Annotated in this window: 25 protein-coding genes; 21 read left to right on the top strand and 4 right to left on the bottom strand. The window is 30.5% G+C overall.

Translation table 11 applies throughout. The features are described from left to right. Positions 1 to 15: 15 nt before the first annotated feature. From HALHA_RS06770 to HALHA_RS06735, 8 genes are all read left to right on the top strand, one after another. Positions 16 to 2,772 carry a UPF0182 family membrane protein gene (locus HALHA_RS06770; protein WP_015327044.1) on the top strand — a complete coding sequence of 919 codons (2,757 nt, stop codon included), beginning with the start codon at positions 16 to 18 and terminating at the stop codon, positions 2,770 to 2,772. A gap of 122 nt (positions 2,773 to 2,894) precedes the next feature. Then, positions 2,895 to 3,908, top strand: a complete 1,014-nt coding sequence (locus tag HALHA_RS06765) for a hypothetical protein (RefSeq protein WP_015327042.1) — start codon at positions 2,895 to 2,897, stop codon at positions 3,906 to 3,908. A gap of 61 nt (positions 3,909 to 3,969) precedes the next feature. Next, on the top strand, positions 3,970 to 5,022 hold the full coding sequence (locus HALHA_RS06760) for a M42 family metallopeptidase (RefSeq protein WP_015327041.1): 1,053 nt from the start codon (positions 3,970 to 3,972) through the stop codon (positions 5,020 to 5,022). Continuing rightward, positions 5,013 to 6,050, top strand: a complete 1,038-nt coding sequence (locus tag HALHA_RS06755; protein ID WP_015327040.1) for a M42 family metallopeptidase — start codon at positions 5,013 to 5,015, stop codon at positions 6,048 to 6,050. The genes HALHA_RS06760 and HALHA_RS06755 overlap by 10 nt, the downstream gene beginning before the upstream one ends. Further along, on the top strand, positions 6,034 to 7,038 hold the full coding sequence (locus HALHA_RS06750) for a M42 family metallopeptidase (protein WP_015327039.1): 1,005 nt from the start codon (positions 6,034 to 6,036) through the stop codon (positions 7,036 to 7,038). Before HALHA_RS06755 ends, HALHA_RS06750 begins: the two co-directional genes overlap by 17 nt. A gap of 107 nt (positions 7,039 to 7,145) precedes the next feature. Continuing rightward, complete coding sequence (locus tag HALHA_RS13470) at positions 7,146 to 8,123, top strand: asparaginase (RefSeq protein WP_041607702.1); 978 nt, start codon at positions 7,146 to 7,148, stop codon at positions 8,121 to 8,123. A gap of 12 nt (positions 8,124 to 8,135) precedes the next feature. Further along, positions 8,136 to 9,149, top strand: a complete 1,014-nt coding sequence (splB, locus tag HALHA_RS13465; protein WP_015327037.1) for a spore photoproduct lyase — start codon at positions 8,136 to 8,138, stop codon at positions 9,147 to 9,149. A gap of 45 nt (positions 9,150 to 9,194) precedes the next feature. Then, positions 9,195 to 9,437, top strand: coding sequence for a hypothetical protein (locus HALHA_RS06735; protein ID WP_041607701.1), 243 nt, complete (start codon positions 9,195 to 9,197; stop codon positions 9,435 to 9,437). A 16-nt stretch (positions 9,438 to 9,453) separates the two neighbouring features. On the opposite strand, the gene HALHA_RS06730 is transcribed toward HALHA_RS06735, so the two are convergent. The 4 genes from HALHA_RS06730 to HALHA_RS06715 all read right to left on the bottom strand — a co-directional run bounded on the left by HALHA_RS06730 (position 9,454) and on the right by HALHA_RS06715 (position 12,687). Then, positions 9,454 to 10,023: a 5' nucleotidase, NT5C type gene (locus tag HALHA_RS06730; RefSeq protein ID WP_015327035.1), complete on the bottom strand. Its 570-nt coding sequence runs from the start codon at positions 10,021 to 10,023 to the stop codon at positions 9,454 to 9,456. Then, positions 10,020 to 10,784: a DUF1385 domain-containing protein gene (locus HALHA_RS06725; RefSeq protein ID WP_015327034.1), complete on the bottom strand. Its 765-nt coding sequence runs from the start codon at positions 10,782 to 10,784 to the stop codon at positions 10,020 to 10,022. The genes HALHA_RS06730 and HALHA_RS06725 overlap by 4 nt, the downstream gene beginning before the upstream one ends. 68 nt (positions 10,785 to 10,852) lie before the next feature. After that, positions 10,853 to 12,235 (bottom strand): MATE family efflux transporter, encoded by a 1,383-nt coding sequence (locus HALHA_RS06720; RefSeq protein ID WP_015327033.1) that lies wholly within the window; start codon positions 12,233 to 12,235, stop codon positions 10,853 to 10,855. A gap of 20 nt (positions 12,236 to 12,255) precedes the next feature. After that, positions 12,256 to 12,687 (bottom strand): MarR family winged helix-turn-helix transcriptional regulator, encoded by a 432-nt coding sequence (locus HALHA_RS06715; protein WP_015327032.1) that lies wholly within the window; start codon positions 12,685 to 12,687, stop codon positions 12,256 to 12,258. Between the two features lie 91 nt (positions 12,688 to 12,778). Between HALHA_RS06715 and HALHA_RS06710 the strand changes: the two genes are divergently transcribed. The 13 genes from HALHA_RS06710 (at position 12,779) to HALHA_RS06650 (ending at position 25,380) form a co-directional block, all read left to right on the top strand. Then, the gene (locus HALHA_RS06710; protein ID WP_015327031.1) at positions 12,779 to 13,414 is read left to right on the top strand and encodes a lactate utilization protein; all 636 of its coding nucleotides are present in this window, start codon (positions 12,779 to 12,781) and stop codon (positions 13,412 to 13,414) included. Positions 13,415 to 13,470: 56 nt separating this feature from the next. Continuing rightward, the gene (locus HALHA_RS06705) at positions 13,471 to 14,544 is read left to right on the top strand and encodes a TolC family protein (RefSeq protein WP_015327030.1); all 1,074 of its coding nucleotides are present in this window, start codon (positions 13,471 to 13,473) and stop codon (positions 14,542 to 14,544) included. Then, complete coding sequence (locus HALHA_RS06700) at positions 14,525 to 15,919, top strand: TolC family protein (protein ID WP_015327029.1); 1,395 nt, start codon at positions 14,525 to 14,527, stop codon at positions 15,917 to 15,919. The genes HALHA_RS06705 and HALHA_RS06700 overlap by 20 nt, the downstream gene beginning before the upstream one ends. Continuing rightward, positions 15,916 to 16,950: an efflux RND transporter periplasmic adaptor subunit gene (locus tag HALHA_RS06695; protein ID WP_015327028.1), complete on the top strand. Its 1,035-nt coding sequence runs from the start codon at positions 15,916 to 15,918 to the stop codon at positions 16,948 to 16,950. The genes HALHA_RS06700 and HALHA_RS06695 overlap by 4 nt, the downstream gene beginning before the upstream one ends. Beyond that, positions 16,950 to 17,630, top strand: a complete 681-nt coding sequence (locus tag HALHA_RS06690) for an ABC transporter ATP-binding protein (protein ID WP_015327027.1) — start codon at positions 16,950 to 16,952, stop codon at positions 17,628 to 17,630. The genes HALHA_RS06695 and HALHA_RS06690 overlap by 1 nt, the downstream gene beginning before the upstream one ends. After that, positions 17,627 to 18,835, top strand: coding sequence for an ABC transporter permease (locus HALHA_RS06685; RefSeq protein WP_015327026.1), 1,209 nt, complete (start codon positions 17,627 to 17,629; stop codon positions 18,833 to 18,835). The genes HALHA_RS06690 and HALHA_RS06685 overlap by 4 nt, the downstream gene beginning before the upstream one ends. Before the next feature lie 121 nt (positions 18,836 to 18,956). Then, complete coding sequence (locus HALHA_RS06680; RefSeq protein ID WP_015327025.1) at positions 18,957 to 20,018, top strand: DNA polymerase IV; 1,062 nt, start codon at positions 18,957 to 18,959, stop codon at positions 20,016 to 20,018. Between the two features lie 14 nt (positions 20,019 to 20,032). Beyond that, entirely contained in the window at positions 20,033 to 21,094 is a 1,062-nt protein-coding gene (locus HALHA_RS06675) for an AI-2E family transporter (protein ID WP_015327024.1), read from the top strand. Between the two features lie 20 nt (positions 21,095 to 21,114). Next, positions 21,115 to 21,498 carry a DUF2721 domain-containing protein gene (locus HALHA_RS06670; RefSeq protein ID WP_015327023.1) on the top strand — a complete coding sequence of 128 codons (384 nt, stop codon included), beginning with the start codon at positions 21,115 to 21,117 and terminating at the stop codon, positions 21,496 to 21,498. A 9-nt stretch (positions 21,499 to 21,507) separates the two neighbouring features. Beyond that, entirely contained in the window at positions 21,508 to 21,936 is a 429-nt protein-coding gene (locus tag HALHA_RS06665) for a DUF2721 domain-containing protein (protein WP_015327022.1), read from the top strand. Positions 21,937 to 22,023: 87 nt separating this feature from the next. Next, complete coding sequence (locus HALHA_RS06660) at positions 22,024 to 23,646, top strand: radical SAM protein (protein ID WP_015327021.1); 1,623 nt, start codon at positions 22,024 to 22,026, stop codon at positions 23,644 to 23,646. A gap of 254 nt (positions 23,647 to 23,900) precedes the next feature. Further along, the gene (locus HALHA_RS06655) at positions 23,901 to 24,206 is read left to right on the top strand and encodes an MTH1187 family thiamine-binding protein (RefSeq protein ID WP_015327020.1); all 306 of its coding nucleotides are present in this window, start codon (positions 23,901 to 23,903) and stop codon (positions 24,204 to 24,206) included. A 34-nt stretch (positions 24,207 to 24,240) separates the two neighbouring features. Beyond that, complete coding sequence (locus tag HALHA_RS06650; protein WP_015327019.1) at positions 24,241 to 25,380, top strand: cysteine desulfurase family protein; 1,140 nt, start codon at positions 24,241 to 24,243, stop codon at positions 25,378 to 25,380. Positions 25,381 to 25,431: the final 51 nt, after the last annotated feature.

Raw genomic sequence — 25,431 nt, 5'->3', positions numbered from 1 at the left:
TGGAGGTGTAGATTAATAATTAGAAAAATAATAGCTATACTAATAACAGTTTTTATTGTCGTTAATATTTTGTTGAGTTTGGGGATTAATTTTTTTATAGATTGGTTATGGTTTGAAAGCCTTGGGTTTTCAAACAGTTTTTGGACAATCATCCAAAGTAAGATTAGTGTTAGATTGGGAACTTGGTTGTTTATTTCAACAATTATACTGGTTAATTTGTTTTTAACTAGAAAAAAAGTGATTAATTTTTGGCAGAGAATAAAGACAAAACATCAACAAGGTAAAGATGTTATTGAAATGAATCCTATGAACTCAAATAAATGGGCCAAATTAATTACTCCCAATAGAATAAATATAGTCTATATTCTGATTAGCTTATTTATAGGGTTTATTTTTAGTAATTTTGGTGGGTGGAAGATTATACTTAAATTTATAAATAGTACTTCTTTTAATAAAGTTGATCCAATATTTCAGAATGATATAGGGTTTTATGTTTTCAAACTTCCTTTCTATAATTTAAGCTACCAACTAGCAATGTTTTCACTAGTTATAGCTGGGGTTATTTCGGGGATTGTTTATCTAATAACTGCTAGCGGTGATTCTTTGTTTAGCAAGTTAAATGATAAACATATTAAATATCATCTATCTATTTTACTTTCTATCTTCTTTTTACTTAAAGCCTGGGGTTATCGACTCGATATGTACCAATTATTATATTCAGGCCGAGGAGTAGCATTTGGTGCTAGTTATACAGATATTAATGCTCGATTATTAGCTTTAAAAATATTATCAGTAATAACAATCATCATAGCTATCTTTGTATTCACCAATATTTTCTTTAAAAACCTAAAATTTATTATTGGTGGAGTAGTAACTTTAGTATTAGTTTCAGTTTTAGTAGGGGGAATCTATCCGCAAGTTATTCAACAATTTGTAGTAGAACCTAACGAAATAGCTAAAGAAACTCCTTATCTTAAATATAATATCAAATTTACTAGACAAGCTTATAATTTAGATAATATAGAAGAAAGAAATTTTCCGGTTAAGGAAGAATTAAGTTATAAAAAAATTGTTGATAATAAAAACTTGATTGGTAATATCAGATTATGGGATAAGAAACCTTTAAAAGCTACTTATAGTCAGTTACAAGAAATCAAGTCTTATTATAATTTTAAAAATATTGATATTGATAGATATAAAATTAATGGGAAGTTAAAGCAAGTAATGTTATCAGCAAGAGAACTAAATCAAGATTCATTAGCTAACCGTGCTCAAACCTGGGTTAATAAAAGATTAGTATTCACCCATGGGTTTGGAGTAGCTATGAGTCCAGTTAATAAGGTGACTCCAAGTGGATTGCCTAAATTTTTAATTAAGGATATTCCACCCGAAAGTACAGAAATAAATATAACTCAACCTAGAATCTACTATGGAGAGGCAAACAATGGTTATGCAATAGTAGATACTAAAGCAAAAGAGTTTGATTATCCGAAAGGAGATATTAATCAATATACTAATTATCAAGGTAGCGGAGGAATTAAGTTAAATACATTTTTTAAGAAAATAATCTTTGCTTTAAAGTATCAAACACTAAAGATATTTTTGAATGAAGATATTACAAATGATAGTCAACTAATGCTTAGACGAAATATTAATAAGAGAATTAGAAGAGTAGCACCTTTTTTAAGATATGATGCAGACCCATATTTAGTTATTAGTAAAGCAGGAAAGCTTTATTGGGTACAGGATGCTTATACAACAACTAGCTTATACCCTTATTCAGAACCTCAAACATGGGGGAATTATATTAGAAACTCTGTAAAAGTTGTTGTTAATGCTTATAGTGGTAAGATGAAGTTTTATGTGGTTGATCAGTCAGACCCAATTATTCAAACATATGATAAAATTTTCCCAGAATTATTTGTTTCAGCTAACAAGATGCCCCAAGATATAAAAAAACATCTTAGATATCCTAAAGGGTTATTCAATATTCAAGCAGATGTATATAAAAATTATCATATGCAAAATCCAAGAGTATTCTATAATAAAGAAGACTTATGGAGTATACCTCAGCAAACATATGCTAGACGAGCTCAAAATAACAATTCACAACGTTGGTTAAACTCCATAATTGAAGTGCAACCATATTATGCTTTGTTTAATCTACCCCAAGAAAAAGAAGCTAGCATGCTTTTAATGCTACCTTTTACTCCATTTAAAAAGAATAATATGATTTCTTGGTTAGCAGCTAAACCCAATGGCAAATTAGTTTTATATGAATTTCCGAAACAAAAACTAACTTACGGGCCAATGCAAATTGAATCTAGAATAGATCAAGACTCTAGTATTTCCAAACAGTTAAGCCTGTGGAATCAGCGAGGTTCCGAAGTGATTAGAGGAAACTTATTAACCATTCCAGTTAATAAATCTTTATTATATATAGAACCTATTTATTTGCAAGCTGAACAAAGTGAACTACCCGAGTTAAAACGAGTTGTTGTTGCTACTAGTGATGATTTAGCAATGGCTACTAATCTTCGATTAGCTTTACAGAAATTATTTGGTATAAAAAAAGAATTTAAAAAAGATATTCCAATAGAAGAAGCTCCACTAGTTAAGCAACCAACAACAATTAAAAAATTAATAGTAGAAGCTAATCAACTATATAAAGAAGCTCAAACTGAGTTAAAAGCAGGTAACTGGAGTAAATATGGTCAATTAATTAAAAAATTAAAAGATAAACTTAAGAAACTAAAAACTAAAGTTAAGTAATAAGTAGGGAGCGGAGGCTCCCTTTTTATTATGGATAATTTATTAATTATTGGAGGAATAAACTTTAAAAATAAGAAGTATAAATATATGTTACAGTATAATATTGATAAAGGATGGTAAGAATGGATAATAAAGTGGAGGTAATAAAAGAAACACTAGGTGTTGAAAATAATGAAGCTAAAAAAGCTTTGGATTTAGCTGACCAAGATTTAGATAAAGCATTAGAAATGGTAGAGTTTGTTGATAAAAGTTATGTGCTAATTCAAGGTAAGTTAAACTATGGTGGCTATAATAAAAATTATGCTCTATTTAATTTAATATTAAATGGAAAAGAAGGAGAATTTATTAAGACCAACTCTGTAGTTGATACAGATAATAAACTATGGGAAACAGATTTAACAGTTAATAATAAGGTTTTTACTAAAACTATAGATCAATTTTCATCCAATTTAAATAAAAAGAAACAACACCTAGCCTTAAAAAAAATCTTCACTCCAGCTCATATATATCAAATTTTCCAATTAACAAAAGAAGATAATATTGAAGAAAGGCAATTTTTCTTTGCAGAAAAATTAGAGAGGTATTTAGAAGAAGCAGTAGAATTAGAAATTATAGCTAAGCTAAAGACTAAAGTTCAATTAACAAGAGACCACCCTGATTTATTCTCTAACGAGAAAGAAGATACAAAAGAGAATACAAAAGAAGAGGGCCAACTAGGTTTAGATATCAAACTAAAATGTAGACCATTTATTTCCCCTACTAAAGGAAAGAGACCTAGAGATTTACATATAGAAGATAAATTAGTAGTAGAAATTATAGATAATAGAGAAATTGGTCGTTACTTTGGTAAGTTGTTAACAAGTAAATCCTCTGATTTAGTTACAGGAAAAATCACAGCACTAAATTTCAATTCTGCTGTAGGTCGTTATTCTATTACAGTTCAATTTGGCCCACGAGTATATGGAAAATTAGTTACAGGAACTGAAATTAAAATTGCTACTAAAAATGATTCTAATTCAACTCCAAATTCTACAAAGATAGAAGAAAAAGATAGTAATAATAATTCTATTATTCTCTTAGTAGCTATGAGCATTATTATCTTAGCAATTGTTAGTGTGGGATTTTATCTAATTTAATTAAAAAATTGTATGAAAAATTATTGATTATGACAATATAATATTGAAGGGAGGAAAAATAGTGGAAAATAAGCAAAAGTTAAGTGAACTATCAGAAGCAATAGGTGTTTCTGGTTATGAAGCTAAATTAGCAAAACAAGTAGGAGACTTATTTATAGATTATGTAGATGAAATAAAGTATGATGCGTTAGGAAATTTAATTAGTTGTAAAGAAGGAGCTGGGACTAATAACCTTAAAATCATGTTAGCAGCCCATATTGATGAAATTGGATTAATGATTACTGATATAGAAGATGAAGGTTTTTTAAGATTTACTCCTGTAGGAGGAGTTGACCAAAGGACTTTAGTGGGACAAGAGGTATTAGTTCATGGAGAGGAAAAATATCATGGAATTATTGGGGCCAAGCCTCCTCATGTTCAGGAAGCAGATGAAAGAAAAAAAGCATATAAGATGAAAGATCTTTATATTGATTTAGGTCTAGCAGCTGATAAGGTTAAAAAAGAAATTAATGTAGGAGATATTGTTTCCTTTGTTAGAGAATTTAAGAAGTTAGAAAATGATAGGGTTAGTGGTAAATCAATTGATGATAGAGCAGGTGTTTTAGTTTTATTACATACTCTTCAAGAGTTAAAGAAATTACGTCATCAAGCTGATTTTTATGCTGTAGCTACTGTACAAGAAGAGGTTGGAGTTAGAGGAGCAACTACTAGTACTTATGGAGTTGTCCCTGATATAGGAGTTGCTGTAGATGTCTCTCATGGTATTATGCCAGGAGTTAGTGATGAAAACGCATCAGAATTAGGAGAAGGCCCAGCTGTTGGTTTTGGCCCGCATGTGCACCCTCAATTATTCAACAAGTTTGAAGAGATAGCTAAAGATTTAGAGATTCCTTATCAAGTAGATCCTTCTAATACTCCAGCAGGTACTGATGCATATGCTATTCAAGTTACCAGGTCTGGAATCCCAACTGCTTTAATTACCATTCCTTTACGTTATATGCACACTTCTGTAGAAACAATATCTTTTAAAGATGTTAAGCGGGCTGGTAGATTATTAGCACATTTTATTGCAGAAATAGATGCTGACTTTGTGGAGGGATTAAAATGCTTTTAAAAGAATTAACAGAAGCTAATGGAGTTTCCGGTAGAGAAAAAGAGGTTAGAGGGTTAATTAGACAAAAAATAAGTAGTTATGTAGACGAAATTAGGACTGATAGTATAGGAAATTTAATTGCTCATAAAAAAGGCGATTCTAGTAAGCCAACAATTATGTTAACAGCTCATATGGATGAAATTGGATTAATGATTACTGATATTACTAAAGACGGCTTACTAAAATTTAAACCAATAGGTGGTATAGATAAGCGTGTTTTAGTTTCTAAACAAGTTTTAGTAGGGGAAGATAGAATTCCTGGTGTCATTGGGGCTAAAGCTATTCATCTGCAAGAACCAGAAGAAAGAGAACAACCATTAGATTATAAAAGTTTGTATATAGATATTGGTGCTAAAGATAAAGAAGAAGGGGAAAAATTAGTAGACTTAGGTACTATGGCAACATTTAATACTAAGTATAAAAGGTTAGGAGCCAAAACTGCTAAAGGCAAAGCTTTTGATGATCGAATAGGATGTGCTGCTTTAATTGAATTATTACAAGAAGACTATAACCTTCCCTTATATGCAGTTTTTACTGCTCAAGAGGAAGTAGGGACAAGAGGAGCTAGTATTGCTGCGTATAATATAAATCCTGATCTAGCTTTAGTTTTAGAAGGAACAACAGCTTCTGATGTACCTGGTAGTGAAGAAGAAGATTACTCAACTAGCTTGGGCCAAGGACCTGCTTTTACAGTTCAAGATGGTAGCGTAATTCCTCATAAAACAATTGTTAATAAGTTAATAGAAATTGCTGAGAAAGAAAAAATTAACTATCAATTTAGAAGATCAACCGCAGCTGGTAATGATGCTGGGGCAATTCATTTAACTCGAGAAGGAATTCCTAGTGGTGTTATTTCTGTGCCTTGTCGTTATATCCACTCTCCAGTCTCATTAGTTAATTTAGATGATTACCAAAGAACAATAAAATTAACTAAGTTATTCTGCCAAGAAGTAGCAAAAGGAGGAATTGATGATGAAAGAATTAGTTAAAAAATTAGTAGAAACCTACGGGCCAGCAGGAGATGAAGAGGAAATTAGTAGAGTTATTCAAACAGAAATTGAAGATTATGTTGACCAAATTAGCAAAGACCCTATGGGTAATTTAATTGCACTAAAGAAAGGCCAAAGTGCAGATAAAAAAGTTATGTTAGCAGCACATATGGATGAAATTGGATTAATAGCTACTCATATTGATGATGATGGTTTTATCCGTTTTTCTAATGTAGGAGGAGTATCTCCCCATACATTAATAGGAGAGCGAGTTTTATTTAATGGAGAAACAGTTGGAGTTGTAGATAAGGAAGGTAAGTTAGAAAAGATTAGTGATTTGAAAAATTCTAAAATGTATATAGATATTGGTGCTAGTAGTAAAGAAGAAGCTAAGAAGAAAGTAAAGATAGGAGATACAGCTTCTTATTATCGAAATTTAAATGATTTAGGTGATAGAATAACTGCTAAATCATTAGATGATAGAACAGGTTGTGCAGTATTGATTAAAACACTTAAAGAATTAGACCAACCAACTTATGATACCTATTTTGTCTTTACTGTTCAAGAAGAAGTAGGAACACGTGGTTCTAAAGTTTCAGCTTATGGAATCAATCCTGATTTAGGTATTGCTGTTGATGTAACTTTAACTGGTGATATGCCAGAAGCTAAAAGAATGGCGGTTTCATTAGGAGCAGGTCCAGCAATTAAAGTAAAGGATGCTACAGTGTTAGCTAACCCACAAGTTAAAGAAATGATGGTTAAGTTAGCTAAGAAAAATGAAATTCCTTATCAGTTAGAGGTGTTAAAAAGAGGAGGTACTGATACAGGGAGCATTCAATTAACTAGAGATGGTGTTTTAGCTGGTGCTCTTTCTATTCCAGCCCGACATGTTCATTCACCATCCGAAATGGTTGATATCAATGATCTAAAAAATAGTGTCCAATTATTAAGAAAAATATTAGTTAGTAATTATAATAATTTAATCTAGTCACTATTTACCGCCGTAAGGCGGTTTTTTTATTTAAATTAGAATTATCAATAGCTAGAATGCATAATTTAATAGTAGGAGACTTAAATACAGAAGGAGAGACAATAATGAAAAAGATAAAAATGATTACTACAGGTGGTACTATTGCAATGGGAGAAGATGAGGTTACCCACCAGATAGTACCTAAACTATCAGGACTAGATCTATTAAATAAAGTTCCTACTTTAGAGAGCATGGCCCAATTAGAGTTGACTCAATTTTCAAATGTAGATAGTTCCCAGTTAACTCTACAAGATATTTTAAGTTTGGCCCAACTAATAAAAAGCAGTTTAAAAGATGATGAGGTTAGTGGTGTATTAATTACTCATGGGACTGATACACTAGAGGAGACAGCTTATTTATTAGATTTAATAATTGATACCCCTAAACCAATAGTATTAACTGGTGCACTAAGAACCTTTGATCAGCCAAGTTCTGATGGGGAGTCTAATTTAATTCATTCTTTACAGGCCATTTTAGAACCAGCTAGTAGCAATAGGGGAGTCTTAGTAGTAATGAATAATCAAATTCATGCTGCTCGTTTTTTGAATAAAACCCATACTAATCGATTAGAGGCATTCAGTTCACTTAATTGTGGGCCCATGGGGAAAATTGATTATTCTGGAGTTCATTACTTTTATGAGCTTAAACCTCAAACTACAATTAAAATAGAATCTTTGACTACACCAATAGAAATTATCAAATTAGGTTTGGGCAGTAGTGATAATCTAATTAAAACTATTTTAGATTCCAAATGTCAAGGCTTAGTAATTGAAACTTTTGGCTTAGGTACTGTACCTAAAAATGTGATGGACCCTCTCAAAGAGACTAAAATACCAGTAATGATCACTTCTAGGTGTTTAGAGGGCCAAGTTTATGATCTTTATGGTGCTTTTGCTGGAGATAGAGAAATAACTAAAATGAATCTAATCTATGGCAAAAATTTAACTAGTGTTAAAGCTAGATTACTTTTAACATTACTACTAGGTAAAAACAAATCAATTACTGAAATTAGAGAGTTTATCAATCATAAACTAAAATTTTGAGCGGAGGTTACTATGAAAAAATTCAAACCACAAAGAGTTCTAATAGAAAAGCAAGCATTAGACTATCCACTAGCAAAGAAATTAGAAACTCAATTTTTAAAAGAAGATACCCCAGTAGATTATATAGAATCACACAATCGAGTTAGTCCAGCAAAAGAAATGGAACCTATTGAGTTATTTAATTGGACTAAAGAAACACTAGTTATAGGTACTAAAAAGACTCTACGTTTTAAATCTTGTCAACCTTCAGCAGATTATCGTTTAGTAACTAGTACCAGTTGTCCTGCTAAGTGTGAATACTGTTATTTAGCTAAGAATTTAGGTAGTGCTTCATATGTTAGGATTTATGTTAATTTAGAAGAAATTCTAAAAGCAGTAAAAAAGCATATTAGAAAAGGGCATGGCGAAATTATTACTTTTGAAGCTAGTAGTTCTTCTGATCCAGTTGCTGTTGAGCATCTAACTGGTTCTTTAGCAAAAACAATTGAATACTTTGGTAAACAGGATAAAGGTAGGCTTAGAGTAGTAACTAAATTTGCAGGAGTTGATTCTTTATTAAATTTAGAGCATCAACGACATACTAGATTTAGATTTAGTCTTAATACTAAATATGTAATAGATACTTTTGAACACTTAACTTCTAGTCTAAAAGAAAGAATTAATGCAGCTAGTAAAATTCAAGCAGCTAATTATCCGTTAGGTTTTATTTTAGCCCCACTAATGATTTATGATGGTTGGCAAGAAGGTTATACTAACCTGTTAAACCAACTTAAAGAGTCACTCTCTCAACCTACTGATGAAAACTTAACTTTTGAGTTAATTATGCATCGTTTTAGTACTAGGTCTAAGAATTTAATTGAAGCTAGATTTCCTAATACAAAATTAAAGCTTAACAAAAAGGATTATCAGCACAAAGGATTTGGTAAGTATGTGTATCCAGAACATGAAGCAGATAAGTTAAAAAAGTTTCTTTCTAAACAGATTAATGATTTATTTCCTAAAGCAAAAATAGAGTATTTCACTTAAGAGGTGATAATAATTAGTGATTATAAAACGCTTAGGGTTATTTCTTTGGCTTTTAAGATTTTAGCAGTGTTTGCTTTTTTGTTTACAATGTTTATTACCTTTGTTAATTTAGTTCAAGCACCAGCAATGGGGTTAAAATCTCATCCTAATCCCCTATTTGCTCTATTTAATACACTATTTCCTATTTTATTTGGTATCTTTCAAAGCGTTTTTTTATATGGTTGTGGAGAGGTAATCTTATTAATGATTGATATAAACTCCAATTTAGAAGAGATTAAACAAAAATAAAAAAAGGGGCCAAGTTTTAAGCCCCTTTTAATATCTGCTCTAGTTGTTCTTTTATTTCTTGCCAATTATGCACTCTAGGAATTGGCCCTTTAAAGCTTTGATTATGATCCATATCCATTAATAAGACTGGAATTCCTAACTCTTTAATTGGTAGCAAATTACTAACTCTATCATCTATAAACAACTCAATTCCTTCCGCTTGACAAATATTAGCCTTTTCTTCACTGTGAATTAATTTATCAAAAGGAATTTGATGTTCATCAAGCCAGTCAAGAGTTACTTGGTTGTGTTCTTTTGCCCTAGCAGTAACTAAAATAATAGTACAACCTTGCTGTTGTAAGTCAGCTAAAACTTCTTTTGCTTCAGTAAGAGGAGAAACATTAGCGAAGATTTTCCTTCCTTCTGTAGCCATAAATTCTTCTATCTCTTCTAGAGTTAAGCCATAAGCATCTCTAAAATCATACACCTGTTCTTTTCTTTCTTCTAAATTAAAATAATTACAAATTTTTTGATGCCAAATATTATCTGTACCTGTACCTTCATCAGTTAAAACTGCATCAATATCTACTCCAATTATCTTGTTCACTTTATCACCTCATTTTCTTCTTGAGTAATTAAAATATCTAATGCTGTTTTAGATGCCCTAAGATGTTTAGTCTCTGGTTCGATAGTAGTAAAGCGTTGCAGAATAAAAGGGATAGCTAATAAGCTATCTGGCAGTAATAGTAGTATCTCATAAGCTACTCCTAATAAAAGTAAGGTCTGCCAATAAAGATTAAATCCTAACCCTAAATATTCTATCAGCACAGTCATAATCAAATAAACTGCTACTAGATTAGTTCCACATCGTCTAGCTAAACGAGAATGCTTAGCTATGCTTTTAGAAAAATTTGCTTGATAATAATTAACTGCTTTATGCTCAGCACCATGGAATTTAAATATTTCTGCTAATAAAGTTTGTCTTAATAAAAATAATCCCCCTAATAGTAAGCCCCAATAAATGAATGGGTTTAAAAAGAAGATATTATTGACTAGTTTAGTACTACTGGCTGGAAATAAAATAAAATAAGCTTCCAAAACAATATTAAAACTAATTAATAATAAAATAGGCCAGAAGCGTTTAGGTTTACTAGCAGCTTCCTTAAAGAAAAAGTAAAGAGAAATAAGCAAACTTATCATACCTCTTAAAACAGGAATTTTTCTGGCTGATTGATATAATTTATTATTAGCTAGAGCATTCTTTCCTACCTGATAGACTAATTCGCCATCATTATAAAAGGCTTTAACAGAATAATGCTTTCCATATAAGGCTACTCCATTCTTATAAGCTCGACCCCCAATTTTCATTTTTTCACCCCCGATTGTTAAATAGTTTATTCTCTTTCTTAAAAATTGTCAATTCTAAGTTGCTTTTATTAGTGGTTATTAATTAAGTTTGGTGTCTTCATATCAATAAATAATTTTTTTAGGGTTGTTATTAACCAAATCGATAATATGATAAAGGTGATTCCTTCTGCTATTGGAAAAGCAAACCATAAGGTTGATAATCCATAAATTTCTCCTAAGAAGTACATAGTTGGTAATAAAATTAAAATTTGTCTTAAAAATGAGATAAATAAACTAGGGAACCCTTTACCAATTGCTTGGAAAGTTGTAGAACCAATCAGATTAACCCCCATAATCAAATAAGCAAGGCTGATTCTTTTTAAAGCGGTAGTTCCAATAGTTATTAATTTAGGATCATTATTAAATAGTCTAATTAGTTCATCAGCAAATAGTTGAAATGTAGCAAAACTAACTAATGAAAATAAAAAAGTTACTGCAGATCCAGAAATGATTGTTTTTTTCATTCTGTTAGGGTTGTTATGGCCATAATTATAACCAACAAGAGGCATAAAACCTTGGCTTAAACCTAAAATAGGTAAAATAACAAAAGCTTGTAATCTAAAGTAAATACCTACTATAGCAATTGCTGTTGTACTATATGCTCCTACAATTGTATTCATGCCAGCAATCATGATACTAGCTAATCCTCTCATGATCATTGCTGGAAATCCTACTTGATAAATTTCTTTAATAATTTGTAAATCAAAATCAAATTCTTCTAGTTTTAATTGGATCTGATTTTTATCACTTAAAATTACTAAAGTAATAAACAGTCCACTTAATGCTCTAGATACAACAGTAGCTACAGCAGCTCCTTCAACTCCTAGTTTAGGGAAAAATCCAAGCCCAAAAATTAAAAAAGGATCAAGAATTATATTGGTAATTGCTCCGATTAACATTGTTAACATAGGAACAAAAGTATTACCTTCACCCCGTAAAATATTATTAAAGATTATAGGGACAAATACAGCTACTGACCCCATCATAATTATCCTAATGTATCTATTACCTAAAGCAATTAAGTGGGGGTTATTAGTAAAGAGATTAATCAAATCATCCCCAAAGAAGCCTCCTATAATTCCTGTTACTATTGAATAGATAATAGCAATTAAAAAGACATGTTCTGCTGTATTATTTGCTTTATGCACTTCTCCCTTTCCTAATAATCTAGAGATTAAAGAATTAGTTCCAATCCCGGTTCCAGCCCCAATAGCAATTAAGATCATTTGAATCGGAAAAGCTAAGGCTAAAGCTGAAAGTGCTTCTGTGCTTAAACGCCCAATATAAATACTATCTACTACATTATATAAAGCATTAATTATCATTCCTACAATTCCTGGTGCCGCTAGTTTGAATAACAGTGGTAGAATAGGCTCTGTTCCTAATCTATCAGATTTTTTATTAAGCTCCATATCTATCCCTCCTGAAAAAGTCAATTATTAAGTTTTGTTGTTAAATTATGATTTATTTTATTGATCACTTTAAGAAATGTTTTAATTTCCTTTTTAGATAAATCTCTTCTAACTTCATTTTCAACTGTGCATAAAATTTCTCTAAATTTAGTCTCGAAATTTTTAGCTTTATTAGTTAAATAGATTAAATTTTTCCGTTTATCATTAGGATCAGTTTGTTTAGTTATAAAACCTATTTCTTCTAGTTTTTTAATCCCTCTACCTACAGCAGCTTTATTTAAATTATACATTTGGCAGATCTGATGTTGGCAGATTCCTTCTTGATTATATAAAGCAATCAATAATAAAATTTGTCCATGACTAATATCATAAGGTTTTAGTTTTTTATTCAGTAATGAAACATGAGCACGATAAGTCATACTTAAGTATTTACCAATTGGTTCATCTATCATTTTAACACCTCCTAATTGTTGACAAGACAACTAAATCTTATTATAATAAAGAATAGTTGACTTGTCAACTAAATAAAAAAGGAGGGCCAAGATGAAACCACGAAAAAAGCACTATAGAGTTAATGCTAAACAACTAATTGATAAGTTAGAACAGCGAGGGATGAAAGGTTATTATTGTGCTAACAAAGAAGAAGCGCTAAAGCAAGTAATGTCTTTATTATCTGCAGGGACAAGTGTTTCTTGGGGTGGGTCTATGACACTAGAGGCATTAGATATAAAGGAGAAAGTACATCAAGGTAATTATACTGTTTATGACCGGGCCAAGGCTAGTAGTGAAGAAGAGAAGGAGAAGATTTATCATCAAGCTTTAAATAGTGATTACTTTTTAACAAGTACTAATGCTATTACTAAAGATGGTAAATTAGTTAATATTGATGGTCGAGGTAATCGAGTAGCAGCTTTGATTTATGGGCCTAAAAATGTAATTGTAGTAGCTGGAATGAATAAACTAACTATTGATGAGGAAGATGCTCGTAAAAGAGTTAGGAATGAAGCTGCCCCAATCAATACCCAACGTTTAGAGATGGAGACCCCTTGTGCTATAACAGGTTCTTGTGCCAACTGCACAGGTGATAGTTCTATCTGTTCTCAGACAGTAATTACTAGATTATCTAAACCAGCCGGCAGGATTAAGGTAGTCTTAGTAGGAGAGCAGTTAGGTTATTAATTCGGTATTAAAGGGCTTAGTTGGCCCTTTTTTATACTGTAAGGAGGAGATGCAGAATGAAGTTTAAAATAAGAATAGTACTCTATGTAGTAATACTTACTTTAGTTACTACAGGGGTTGGATTTAGTGCTGATGAAAAAACAGGATTGGCAAAGCTTCTGAATTTAGGTTTAAAGCGGAATACTAATTTAAAAATTGCTAAATTAAAATTAGATAATGCAAAGGTTGAGTTTCAAAAAAGCAAACTCAATAATTTAGCTACTCAATCTCAGTGCTCTAAAATGCAAGCAAACATAACTTTATTACAAGCTAGAAACCAATACTATAAGACTCAAAGTCAATTGGTTAAAAAACTAATAACTAAATATTCTAAAGTGCTTTTAGCTAAACAAAATTTAGCAATTAAACAAAAAAGATATAAACTAGAGCAAATCAGATTAAATAAAACTAAAGCACAGGTAGATAAGGGGTATAAAAACAATTTAGCTTTAATAAAACAAATAAATAAGTTTCAAACTGCTAAATTTGATTTAGAACAAGCTAAAAATAACTATCAAACGACTTTACGAGAACTTAAATTTATGATTAATCAGATTAAAAAATTAGCAATTAAATTTAAAAATTTAAAAGCACCACAAATTTGGCAGATTGCCAAAAAAGAAGTATTAAAAATTGGAACTGCTAATAGTATAAACTTAAAGATACAGCAAAAAAATATAAAATTGGCCCAGCAAGAATTAAAAAAAGCTCAGCAAGTGCTAACTCCTAAACTTGATTTGAAAAAATTAAAGAATAATCTACAGATTGCTAAACTAAAAAAAGATAAGCTAAAACAAAGTCTAAAAAACTCGCTATATACAAATTACTATCAATTTAAGCAAGCAATAAAACAACTTAATTTAAGAAGAAAAGATTTAAATCAAATTAAAAAGAATTATAATTTAGTAGATAAGAAGGCAGCGCAAGGATTGGTATCTCCAGAAGAAGTTTTAGCCTCAAAAGTGCAATTATTACAAACCAAATATGACTATCAATCTGCTGTTATTAATTATTATAGTCAAGAATTAGCTCTAAAAACTGTTATGAGGTTAGAAGTGGAGGGATTAATTAATGGTTTTAGCCAAGAATAAATTATTAATTATATTAGTTATGACTACTTTAGTATTAGTTAATTCTAATATCAGTCTGGCAGCAGAATTAACATTTAAAGAGGCTATAGAGTTAGGATTAAAAAACAATTTAGCAATAACTAAAGCTGAAAGTAACGTTAGGCAGCTCCAAAGAGATCTAAAACGGATTAAAGCTGGTGCTAATTGGCAGGTTGATTTAGAAGGTGCTAATGGAAAGAATATCTTTCAAGTATCTAAAGGTGGAGGTAATAGTTTAAAATTTTCCTTAGCAGGAACTAAATCTTATTGGTCAGGATTAACCCTAACTCCTCAATTTAATTTTAAAGATCAAGACCTCTCCCAAGGTGAGCTACTAGATAATAATCTTAATTTTAGTCTTAGTGCTACTCAAAGTATTTATCCGCAACTTCCAGTTAAGTCAAAACAAAATTATCTTAAAACAAAACTTAAGCTACAGACAGCTAGAAAAAAATTAGCAGATATAAAGAATGATAAGTTAATAACTTGGGCCAATAATTATCTTAGTTTAAAAAGACAAAAGAAAAGATATAAACTAGCTCAAGTAAAATCTAAATTAGCTCAAAGAAAATTGGCCCATAGCTTGGCCCATCAAAAGATAAATGAGGTTGGTAAAATAGCTGTTTTAAGTGCTAAAGCTAATTTAAAAGATGCTCAGTATAATTTAAAGAAGATAGAAAATAAATATCAGCAAGCTCAACAAAATTTATTTAATCAATTAGGACTCTCTCTAAATAATGATTTGGTTTTAACTAATAATTCACATTATATGAAAAAATTAAAAAAGATTGCAGATTCTTTTCTTCCTAAGTTAGATGATAAAAGTAAGTTAATTGCTTTAGCTAAGAATAATAATCTAAAGTTGCTACAAAATAAAATAAATCAGCAGAGTTTAAAGTATGATTTAAGATGGCAAAAACTTAAAAATAAACCTACTGTGAATTTGAATGGCTACTATGATTCTAATAATTGGAATTTGGGGATTGCTATTTCTTATAATCTCTTTAATGGTGGAAAAAAAGAGTTAAAAACTAAAAATTTAACTAAAAAATTAAATTTCTTTAATCAAAAGTATCAATCTTTAATTAAGGATTTAAAGCTTAAAGTAGATGGTTTGATAAATGAAATAAAGGCTAATAAAATCAACTTAGCAGCTCAAAAGCTTAGATTAAAGAAAGCTCGATTAAATAATCAAATTGCTAAAAAACAGTTCGAAGAAGGATTGTTTGCCCAAGTTGCCTGGCAAGAGAAAAAAATAGCTTTAAATGAAGTAAGAATTAATTGGCAAGCAGCAAAAGATAAGTTATTAATTAGTAAGTTAGAATTAATTGATTATATAGGGAGGGAATTAAAGTGAGGAAAAAAATTATTATTGGAGTTATAGTAGTATTAGTTTTAGGATTAGGATTTTTTAGTTGGAATAAATTTATTAATCCCAAAGCAACCTCAACAAATAAAAAATTACTGCAAAGAAAAGTTAACTCTAATATGATTATGACTTTAAAAAAAGGCAATTTAGAAAAGATTATATCTATTAATGGAATTGTTAAACCTATTCAAAGTCAGGAGTTATACTTTAAAACTAATGGAACAATTAATTCAATTAATATAGAGGAAGGGGCCCAGGTGAAAAAAGGCCAAATATTAATGAAAATTGATGATGATCAACAACGACTAAATTATCTTAAAGCTAAAGCTAATTATGAAAAAGCAGTAATTAATGGTACCCCATCTGAAATTAAAAAAGCAAGATTGAATTTAGAAATTGCTAAAGATAAATTAGAAGAAACTAAGTTAAAAGCTCCTTTCACAGGAATAATTAATAAAATCAATATTGAAGAAGGGAGTTATACAGCTCAAAACCAAGGTAAAACAGTAGCAAAATTAATTGATAATAGTAGCTATCAAGTTGAAGTTAGTGTTGATGAAAGTGAAAGTCAGCAACTAGAATTAGGACAACCAGCTCGAATTACAATGGAAGCCTTACCTAATCAAGAATTAAGAGGAAAAGTGATAGATATAGGCGCTAATGCTACAAATACAAGTGGAGTAATCACTTTACCAGTTACAGTTTCAATCATAAATAAACCTCAATTTATCAAACCTGGTTTTTCAGCTGATGTAGAAATAATAGTTAAGCAAGTAAAGAACAAATTATTAGTTCCAATTACAGCTATTTATAATCAAGAAGGTCAAACTAAAGCAGTTAAGGCAGTTAATGGTAAGCCGAAGCCAATTAAAGTAAAGACAGGTATTTCTAACGGAAAGAAAATTATAATTAAAGAAGGCTTACAAGCTGGAGATAAAATTGTAATTAATACTTATAAATTTGCTAATACCGGAGAAAATCAAGGGCCAAGAGGAATGATAAGAGGAGGAGGGCGTTAATGCTACAGGTGAAAAATTTAAGTAAAAAATACCATGATGGAGAAGAAATAGCAGTAGAAGCATTAAAGGATATTTCATTTAATGTCCAAGAAGGGGAAATGGTAGCAATTATGGGGCCCTCTGGTTCTGGTAAATCAACTTTAATGCACTTAATTGGTTGTTTAGACCACCCAACTTCAGGTAAATATATATTAGATGGTAAAGAAGTTACTACAGCTAATGATAAAGAATTAGCTGTAATTAGAAATAAAAGAATTGGTTTTGTTTTTCAACAGTTTAATTTACTTTCTAAAACTTCTGTTTTGCATAATGTAGAAGTACCATTAATTTATGCAGGAGTAAGTCGAAAAAAAAGACGGGATAGGGCTAGAAAATTATTACAAAAGGTTGGGCTAGGGCACAGATTAGATCATCAACCTAATGAAATATCTGGTGGTCAAAAACAACGTGTAGCCATTGCTAGAGCATTAGCTAATAATCCTTCTTTAATTTTAGCAGATGAACCAACAGGAAATCTTGATTCAAAAACAGAAGATCAAATTATAGATATTCTTCATCAGTTACATGACCAAGGCCATACTATTGTATTAGTTACTCACTCAAAAAAAGTAGGACATAATGCAGAAAGAATCTTACATTTACTTGATGGAGAATTAATTGAAGATGAGGTGGTAGTGTGATTTTTGAAATAATAGGTATTGCTTTTAATAGTTTAAAAGCTAATAAAATGAGAACTTTTCTTTCTATGTTAGGAATTATTATTGGTGTTGGAGCAGTAATAGCTATTGTTTCTGTAGGGACAGGAGCTCAACAACAAATAACAGCTAATATCTCTAATTTAGGTTCTAATTTGATTAACATTAGTTTAGGACGTAGGTGGAGTAGAGGTGGAGTTAGTTCTAGGGCAACTAATGTATTTACTGTTAAAATGGCTGATGCTATTAAAGAAGTTGCCCCTGATGTTAAAGAAATAATCCCTAAAAATCAAGGGAGGGGTCTTTTAATTAATGGAGATAATAATCTTCAAACTACGGTAGTTGGCACTCAAGGAGCTTATCAGCGAATTTATGATTATTATCCTGTCCAAGGGAAATTTATCAGTCAAGCAAATTTAAAAGAGGCGAATAATGTTATGGTTTTAGGAGCTAAATTAGTTGATGAGCTATTTCCTAAAACTAATCCGTTAGGCAAAAAAGTTAAGTTTAATTATCAAAACAAGACCTTTCTCTTTACAGTGATAGGAGTAATGGAAAATAAGAGTACAGGGCCAATGGGAAATCTTAATGAACAAGCATACATTCCAACTACTACTTATATGAATAAATTATCCACTACTGAATATGTTAGTGGTTTTACTGCTCAAGCTAAATCATCTAAAGTGGCCTCTAATGCGGTAGAACAGATTAGATATTTTTTAACCCAGAGTATAAATAATAATGATGCTTTTAATATTATGAGTCAAGATCAAATTTTAAAGACCATTAAAAATGTTACTAATTCTATGACTATGATGCTAGGAGGAGTAGCTGCTATTTCATTATTAGTTGGTGGTATTGGGATTATGAATATTATGTTAGTTTCTGTAACAGAAAGAACTAGAGAAATAGGGATTCGTAAAGCATTAGGAGCTAAAAAAAGAAATATATTAACTCAATTTATAATTGAATCATTAACCTTAAGTAGTGTTGGGGGATTATTAGGGATAGGATTTGGGTATTTAGGTGCTTATTTGGTAGCACAAGTTGCAGGTTGGTCCTTTATAGTCTCTCCGCTGTCAGTAATAATAGCTGTTGGTTTTTCATTATTAGTTGGATTATTTTTTGGGATCTATCCAGCTATGAAAGCAGCAGACTTAGACCCAGTCGATGCGTTAAGTTATGAATAGATTAACAGAACCTGCTTACTAAGTATAATAAGCAGGTTCTTATTTTTTTGTAGGAATATTTGTTTTGATTAAGAATATTATCTTTAAGAGGTGTTTATTATAATAATTTAAGAGGGATATTATGGAATTAGATATTATACATATTGATATGGATGCTTTCTATGCTGCTATTGAACAGCGTGATAATGCTAATTTGAAAAACAAACCAGTCATCATTGGAGGAAAAAGCAAACGAGGAGTTGTTAGCACAGCCTCTTATGAAGCACGAGAGTATGGGATTCATTCGGCTATGCCAATTTATAAGGCACGTCAGTTATGTCCTCATGGGGTTTATTTAGCTCCAGACCACCAGAAGTATAAGAGGGTATCTGCTAAAATTAAAAATATTTTTAAAAAGCATACTGATTTAGTAGAACCCTTATCTTTAGATGAAGCTTATTTAGATGTAGGAGAAAATAAAGAAAATAGTATTAAAATTGCCAGAAGGATTAAACGGTCTGTTAAAAACAAATTAGATTTGATTGCTTCAGTAGGAGTTAGTTACAATAAGTACTTAGCTAAACTAGCTTCTGATTTAAATAAACCAGATGGTTTTAAAATCATATCTCCTACTCAAGTAGAAGAGATTTTATATTCTTTAGATGTTAGTCAGTTATGGGGAGTAGGACCCAAGACTGAGACTAAGCTACAAGAGTTAGGTTTTTATAAAATAAGAGATATAGCTACAACCAATCTTCAGTTTTTAGTAAGTAAGTTAGGCAAGAAAGGATATCAAATCTATAAGTTGGCCCAAGGAGAAGATAATAGAAAAGTAACTCCACCTCAAACTCCTAAATCTATTGGAAAGGAAACTACCTTTAAGGTAGATATCAAAGATAAATCGAAATTAAGTCAATATTTAACTAAACTATGCAACCAAGTAATTATGAGAGCAAAGGATAAAGAAGTAAAAGGCAAAACAGTTACTCTTAAGTTAAAATATGCTGATTTTAATGAAATATCTCGTAGTAAAACAGTTGAAGAATTCTTTATTAAAGATGAAGAAACTCTTTTTAAGTTAGCTACTGATTTATTAGCAGAAATCAAACTAAAAGATCAAGTACGATTAATTGGAGTAACATTATCTAATTTGGTAACTGAAGATTTTAAACAACTAAAGTTATTTAATAAACTAGATATTTAAGGGAGAGATTAAATATGTTTAGGGGAAGATTTTTTAAAATAGCGCATGGAACTATTTTAGTATTATTAATTTTCTTTTTAGGAGGTCAAATTCCTTATCTGATGAAGCCCTTATCTAAAGGGTTATCTATTGTGATATTGCCCTTATTATTAGGAGGTTTCTTATATTATTTATTAAGACCTCTAGTGCGATTTTTAGCTACTAATATAAAATCTAAAAGTCTTGCTATTATAATTACTATTTTAATAGTGATGTTATTTTTTACTATAGTTATCTATTTTGGAGGCAGTATAATTAGTGATGAAATTCAAAAGTTAATCAATTATATTTCTCTTAATTATGATGATGCTAGGGAGAATATACAGAAGCTAATTAAATTAGGTGGAGGACACTTGAATTTTTTAAATCAATTTAAAATTCAAGATCGAGCTATCTCATTTATGCAAAAATTACTAGGAGAAGTTAGTAATTATAATTTTATGGGGGTCTTTTCCTCTTTAACGAATATTGGAACAATTACAATTTTAATTCCTTTTGTTGTATTTTATCTTCTTAAAGATGATGAAAGAATTAGCAGGTTTATTTTATCATTTTTTAAGGGAGAAAAGAAAGCGCAAGCAAAACAAATTTTAGAAGAGATTGACCAAGTCTTAGCTGTGTATATTAGTAGTCAATTGATTGTAGCTTTTATTTTAGGCCTATTAATGTTTATTGGTTATCTAATTATTGGTCTGCCAAATGCTTTGGCCCTTTCTCTTATAGCAATGATAGGTTCTTTAATTCCTGTTTTAGGACTTATGATTGCTTTTATTCCTACAGTACTGATAGCTATTACTAATAGTTGGTTAATGGTAATAAAATTAATTATTGTATTAATTATAACTCAGCAGTTAGAAGGAAACTTGATTCGTCCTCTTGTCCAAGGAGATCGGCTTAATATTCATCCTTTAATTGTTTTATTTTTAGTTTTGATTTCTGTGTTATTATTTGGTATATTAGGAGCTTTATTTGCAGTCCCAGCTTATGCAGTTATGCGAGTAATTATTAGACATGCGGTTAATCTTCAAATTGAATAGTCTAGAAAGGAGAAAGAGTATTGCAGATAACAACTCCAGCAGTTTTATTTTCTACTGTTTCATTATTAATGTCTGCGTATGCAGCTAGGTTTTCAGCTATCGCTAAATTAATGAGAGGCTTATCTTTACAAATTAAGAGTGATAATCTAAGTCAAAAAGATTATTATAAAAAACAGATATCTATTTTATCTAAGCGAATTTATTATATTAAACATTTGCACTTTTTTGGGGTTCTATCTTTATTTTGTTCAACATTAGCTATGCTTTTGTTATTATTTAAGGAGTTTTGGTTAGCAAATATAATCTTTATAGTTGCTATTGTATTCTTTTTAATTGCTCTTGCAATAGCAATTATTGAAGTTTATCATTCTACAACTGCTTTAGATATAAAATCAAAGATATGAGGTGATATAATGAAGTTTACACTAACAACTCCAGCTCTTATTTTCTCTACTATTTCTTTATTACTATTAGCTTATACAAATCGATTTTCAGCTTTAGCAAGTTTAATCCGTAATTTACATGATAGAGCTAAACAAAAAGGTGAAAAAGATGAGATTATAGCTTCTCAGTTGATCAATTTAAAAAGGAGAGTTAAAATTATTAGAAATATGCAGTTTTTAGCTATTCTAGCTTTATTTTTTTGTGTTCTTTCTATGTTTTTCTTATTTTTTAATGAAAAAAATATAGGAGAGGTGTTCTTTGCAATTGGCCTTGGTTCATTAATGCTATCTTTAATTTTATCAGCCATTGAAATAAATATTTCGGTTAACGCTTTAAATATTCAATTAAATGAAGATATAAGAAGTAAAACTTTAGGCAAAGAAGATAAGCAAGATTAAATCCAGTATGAGGTAGTACTTTTATTTTATAGCTTAAATTGGTATAATAAAATATTGTAATAAGACTATAGTAAGTGAGGTAATAAAATGGTTGCAAAAGTTACTATTCTAGATGGTTATTTAGATGAACCTTCTTGTTTAGGAGTACCACCATATATTGCACCACATGTTAGGTATACTTATGGAGCTCTTAAAGAAGCAGGGTTGAAGCAAGAAGAGATTAATTATTTAACAGTAGACCAATTTCGAGATAAAAAAGATAAGACTCTGCAATTAAAAGATAGTAAATTAGTAATTGTTATTGCTGGTACAACTGTGCCAGGAAAGTATTTAGGTGGTAAACCAATTTCAATAGCTGAAATTGAAGATTTGGCCCAGCAGTTATCTACTCCAGAAGTAATAGTTAGCGGGCCAATAATTAACTGTGATTTAGAGCTTGATTATATTGATCATCTAGCTTATGAGATTCCAGGTTTGTTAGCTTATGAAAAGTTAACAAATTCTAAGCCACTAGACAAATATAAACCTGCTCAGATAATAGATAACTGGGCCAAGCTAGGAGCAGAAGTAACTACATTACATCCTAACTATCCTGAGTTGGTTTGTGAAATAGAGACATTTCGTGGCTGTCCTAGAAGCAATAATTGTTCTTTTTGTAGTGAAGGGTTTAAAGAATTAACTTATCATCGTAGTGTAGACGGGGTTATTAAAGAAATAGAGGCTTTATATAAGCAAGGAAATAGATACTTTAGATTAGGAGCACAGACGGATTTATTGCTCTTCCAGGCTAAGAAGAAAGATAATAGGTTGCTTCCTAATCCTGAAGCTATTAAAAAACTTTATAGTGGTATTAGAAAAGTAGCTCCAGATTTGAAGGTTTTACATATGGATAATATTAATCCAGCTACTATTGTTGATTATCCTAAGCAAGCTGAAAAGATACTAAAGACTATTGCTAATTATAATACAGCTGGAGATATAGCAGCCTTTGGTTTAGAGTCAGCTGATCCTAAAGTTTTAAAAGCGAATAAGATTGGGACAACTGCTGATAAGACTTTCAAGGCGATTAAAATGGTTAATCAAATAACTGGATTTAGAGAAAGGGGAGTTCCTAAATTATTACCAGGAATTAATCTACTCCATGGTTTAAAAGGTGAACGAGCCGAGACAATGGAGCTAAACTTCAAATTTTTAAAGAGAGTATTAGATGCTGGACTATTATTAAGAAGGATTAATATTCGCCAAGTCAATCCTATAGGTAAGTATCAAACGGCTCATTATAATAAATATCAATTTAAAGAATATAAAAAACAAGTCAACCATAAGATTAATCAACCTATGCTAAAGAAGGTATTTCCAAGTGGTACTTTATTAGAAGAAGTAATTATTGAAGAGATAAGAGGTAAAATATCATTTGGTAGACAATTGGGTACTTATCCTATTTTAGTTGGTATCCCGGGCCAATATCAATTAGGTGAGAAATTAGATATAAAAGTAATAGACCATGGGTTTAGATCAATAACTGGAATTCCTTATCCTTTTAATATCAATCAAGCAAGTATTGACCAGTTAGAGGCCCTACCAGGCATTGGGAAGAACCGATCTACTAAACTTTTTATGGCGGGGGAGATTAAAAGTTTAGATCATCTTGGTCAAATTTTGGATGGCTATGATGTTTCTCAGTTAGAGGAGATCGTTACTTTTAGTTAATTGATAATTGATAGTTAAAATTAAATAATAAATAATAGTTAATAAAGAATGTCTGATATATAGTACTTAAGTTGTTAAAAAAATACTTTTATAATTATAAAAGTATAGCTTATTGATATAAAGTTTAACTAGTGATTCTAAGTTTAAGTAAACCACAATATAAATATTGATTCACTTTAAAAAGTTAATTATTTCAAATTATACATTGTCAATTGTAAACTGTAAATTATTAATTATTAATTGGGGTGATGAAGATGGCTATTGCTGAGGTAACAGTAGTTCCTATTGGAACAGCAGATACAAGTCTAAGTAATTATGTTGCTGACTGTCAAGATGTATTAGCTCAGGAGGAAAGAGTTGAATATCAACTAACACCTATGGGGACAATTATTGAAGGGGAATTAGATGATATTCTAGTAGCAATTAGAAAAATACAAGAGGTTCCTTTTGTTAATGGAGCTAATAGAGTAACAACTAATATTAAGATTGATGATCGTAGAGATAAAAAAGCTAGTACAGAGCAGAAGATTAAGTCAGTAAAAGATAAAGTTCAAGACTAAGGTTACTCAAACCTAAAGAAGTGGAGGTTTCATTATGAAAGAAGTTTATCTAGATAATGCAGCAACTACTAAAGTAACTCCTAAAGTAGCTGATAAAGTAAAGCAAGTTATGACAAAAGAGTATGGTAATCCTTCTTCCTTACATAATAAAGGACTAGCAGCAGAGAAAGTAATTAAAGAAGCTAGAGAAAATTTGGCCCATAAGTTACAAGTAGAAGCTAAAGAAATTTTTTTTACTTCTGGAGGAACTGAGGCTAATAATTTAGCTATTAAAGGTGCTCTTAAAACTCTAAGAAATAAAGGGAATAGGATAATTACTTCGTCTATAGAACATCCGTCAGTTCTTAATGTCTTTAAAGAGTTAGAAGAAGAATGGGATGTAAAATACCTAGAGGTAGACCACAAAGGGAGTATTAATTTAGATCAATTAGAAAAATTACTTACTGCAGATACAGTTTTAGTCAGTATTATGGCTGTTAATAACGAGACAGGTACTATTCAACCTTTAAAAAAGATAAGTAATATACTAAAATCCCATAAGAATCTATATTGGCATGTTGATGGAATTCAAGCTTTGGGTAAAGTTAACATTCTTCCTGATAAGTTAGGAATTAATCTTTATTCTATGAGTGCTCATAAAATTCACGGGCCAATGGGAGTAGGAGCTTTATATGTTAGTTCTGATACCAGGTTAAAGTCTTTAGTGCAGGGGAGCTCTCAAGAAGAAGGATTGCGACCAGGAACTGAAAATGTACCTGGAATTGCTGGTTTTGGTAAAGCGATAAAACTGCTGCCTTCTAAAGAAGAAATTAAAGATATGTATCAGCTTAAGAAAGATTTAACTACTAGGATTTTAACTGAAATAGATGATGTTTTTTTAAATGGCCCACAAATAGAGCAAGGAGCTGCTCATATAGTTAATATGTCTGTTGCTGGGTTAAGAGGGGAGGTAGTAGTACATAGTTTAGAAGAAGAAGGGATTTATATCTCTACAGGTGCTGCTTGTTCTTCTCGTCAGGCTAATTCCCATGTTTTAGAGGCTTTAGAGGTTGGCCCTGATTTAATAACTGGTGCTTTAAGATTTAGTTTTAGTTTAAATAATACTAAAGAAGAAATAGATTATACTGTAGATATACTAAAGAATAAAGTAACTATGTTAAGAAAATATATGTAGCAATCTGCTGAAGATTAACTCAGACTTAAATTTAATAAAAATAGAGGTGAT

The sequence above is a fragment of the Halobacteroides halobius DSM 5150 genome (genome assembly GCF_000328625.1).
GTDB lineage: Bacteria > Bacillota > Halanaerobiia > Halobacteroidales > Halobacteroidaceae > Halobacteroides > Halobacteroides halobius.
The sequence above is the reverse complement of the archived record's forward strand: the minus strand, read 5'-3'. Positions and strand labels throughout refer to the sequence as shown.

What these genes read in the sequence shown, in the direction of transcription:
- HALHA_RS06765 (WP_015327042.1), top strand. Translation starts at nt 2,895, where the DNA reads ATGGATAATAAAGTGGAGGTAATAAAAGAAACACTAGGTGTTGAAAAT.
- HALHA_RS06755 (WP_015327040.1), top strand. Translation starts at nt 5,013, where the DNA reads ATGCTTTTAAAAGAATTAACAGAAGCTAATGGAGTTTCCGGTAGAGAA.
- HALHA_RS06750 (WP_015327039.1), top strand. Translation starts at nt 6,034, where the DNA reads ATGAAAGAATTAGTTAAAAAATTAGTAGAAACCTACGGGCCAGCAGGA.
- HALHA_RS13470 (WP_041607702.1), top strand. Translation starts at nt 7,146, where the DNA reads ATGAAAAAGATAAAAATGATTACTACAGGTGGTACTATTGCAATGGGA.
- splB (WP_015327037.1), top strand. Translation starts at nt 8,136, where the DNA reads ATGAAAAAATTCAAACCACAAAGAGTTCTAATAGAAAAGCAAGCATTA.
- HALHA_RS06725 (WP_015327034.1), bottom strand. Translation starts at nt 10,784, where the DNA reads ATGAAAATTGGGGGTCGAGCTTATAAGAATGGAGTAGCCTTATATGGA.
- HALHA_RS06720 (WP_015327033.1), bottom strand. Translation starts at nt 12,235, where the DNA reads ATGGAGCTTAATAAAAAATCTGATAGATTAGGAACAGAGCCTATTCTA.
- HALHA_RS06715 (WP_015327032.1), bottom strand. Translation starts at nt 12,687, where the DNA reads ATGATAGATGAACCAATTGGTAAATACTTAAGTATGACTTATCGTGCT.
- HALHA_RS06710 (WP_015327031.1), top strand. Translation starts at nt 12,779, where the DNA reads ATGAAACCACGAAAAAAGCACTATAGAGTTAATGCTAAACAACTAATT.
- HALHA_RS06705 (WP_015327030.1), top strand. Translation starts at nt 13,471, where the DNA reads ATGAAGTTTAAAATAAGAATAGTACTCTATGTAGTAATACTTACTTTA.
- HALHA_RS06700 (WP_015327029.1), top strand. Translation starts at nt 14,525, where the DNA reads ATGGTTTTAGCCAAGAATAAATTATTAATTATATTAGTTATGACTACT.
- HALHA_RS06690 (WP_015327027.1), top strand. Translation starts at nt 16,950, where the DNA reads ATGCTACAGGTGAAAAATTTAAGTAAAAAATACCATGATGGAGAAGAA.
- HALHA_RS06680 (WP_015327025.1), top strand. Translation starts at nt 18,957, where the DNA reads ATGGAATTAGATATTATACATATTGATATGGATGCTTTCTATGCTGCT.
- HALHA_RS06675 (WP_015327024.1), top strand. Translation starts at nt 20,033, where the DNA reads ATGTTTAGGGGAAGATTTTTTAAAATAGCGCATGGAACTATTTTAGTA.
- HALHA_RS06665 (WP_015327022.1), top strand. Translation starts at nt 21,508, where the DNA reads ATGAAGTTTACACTAACAACTCCAGCTCTTATTTTCTCTACTATTTCT.
- HALHA_RS06660 (WP_015327021.1), top strand. Translation starts at nt 22,024, where the DNA reads ATGGTTGCAAAAGTTACTATTCTAGATGGTTATTTAGATGAACCTTCT.
- HALHA_RS06655 (WP_015327020.1), top strand. Translation starts at nt 23,901, where the DNA reads ATGGCTATTGCTGAGGTAACAGTAGTTCCTATTGGAACAGCAGATACA.
- HALHA_RS06650 (WP_015327019.1), top strand. Translation starts at nt 24,241, where the DNA reads ATGAAAGAAGTTTATCTAGATAATGCAGCAACTACTAAAGTAACTCCT.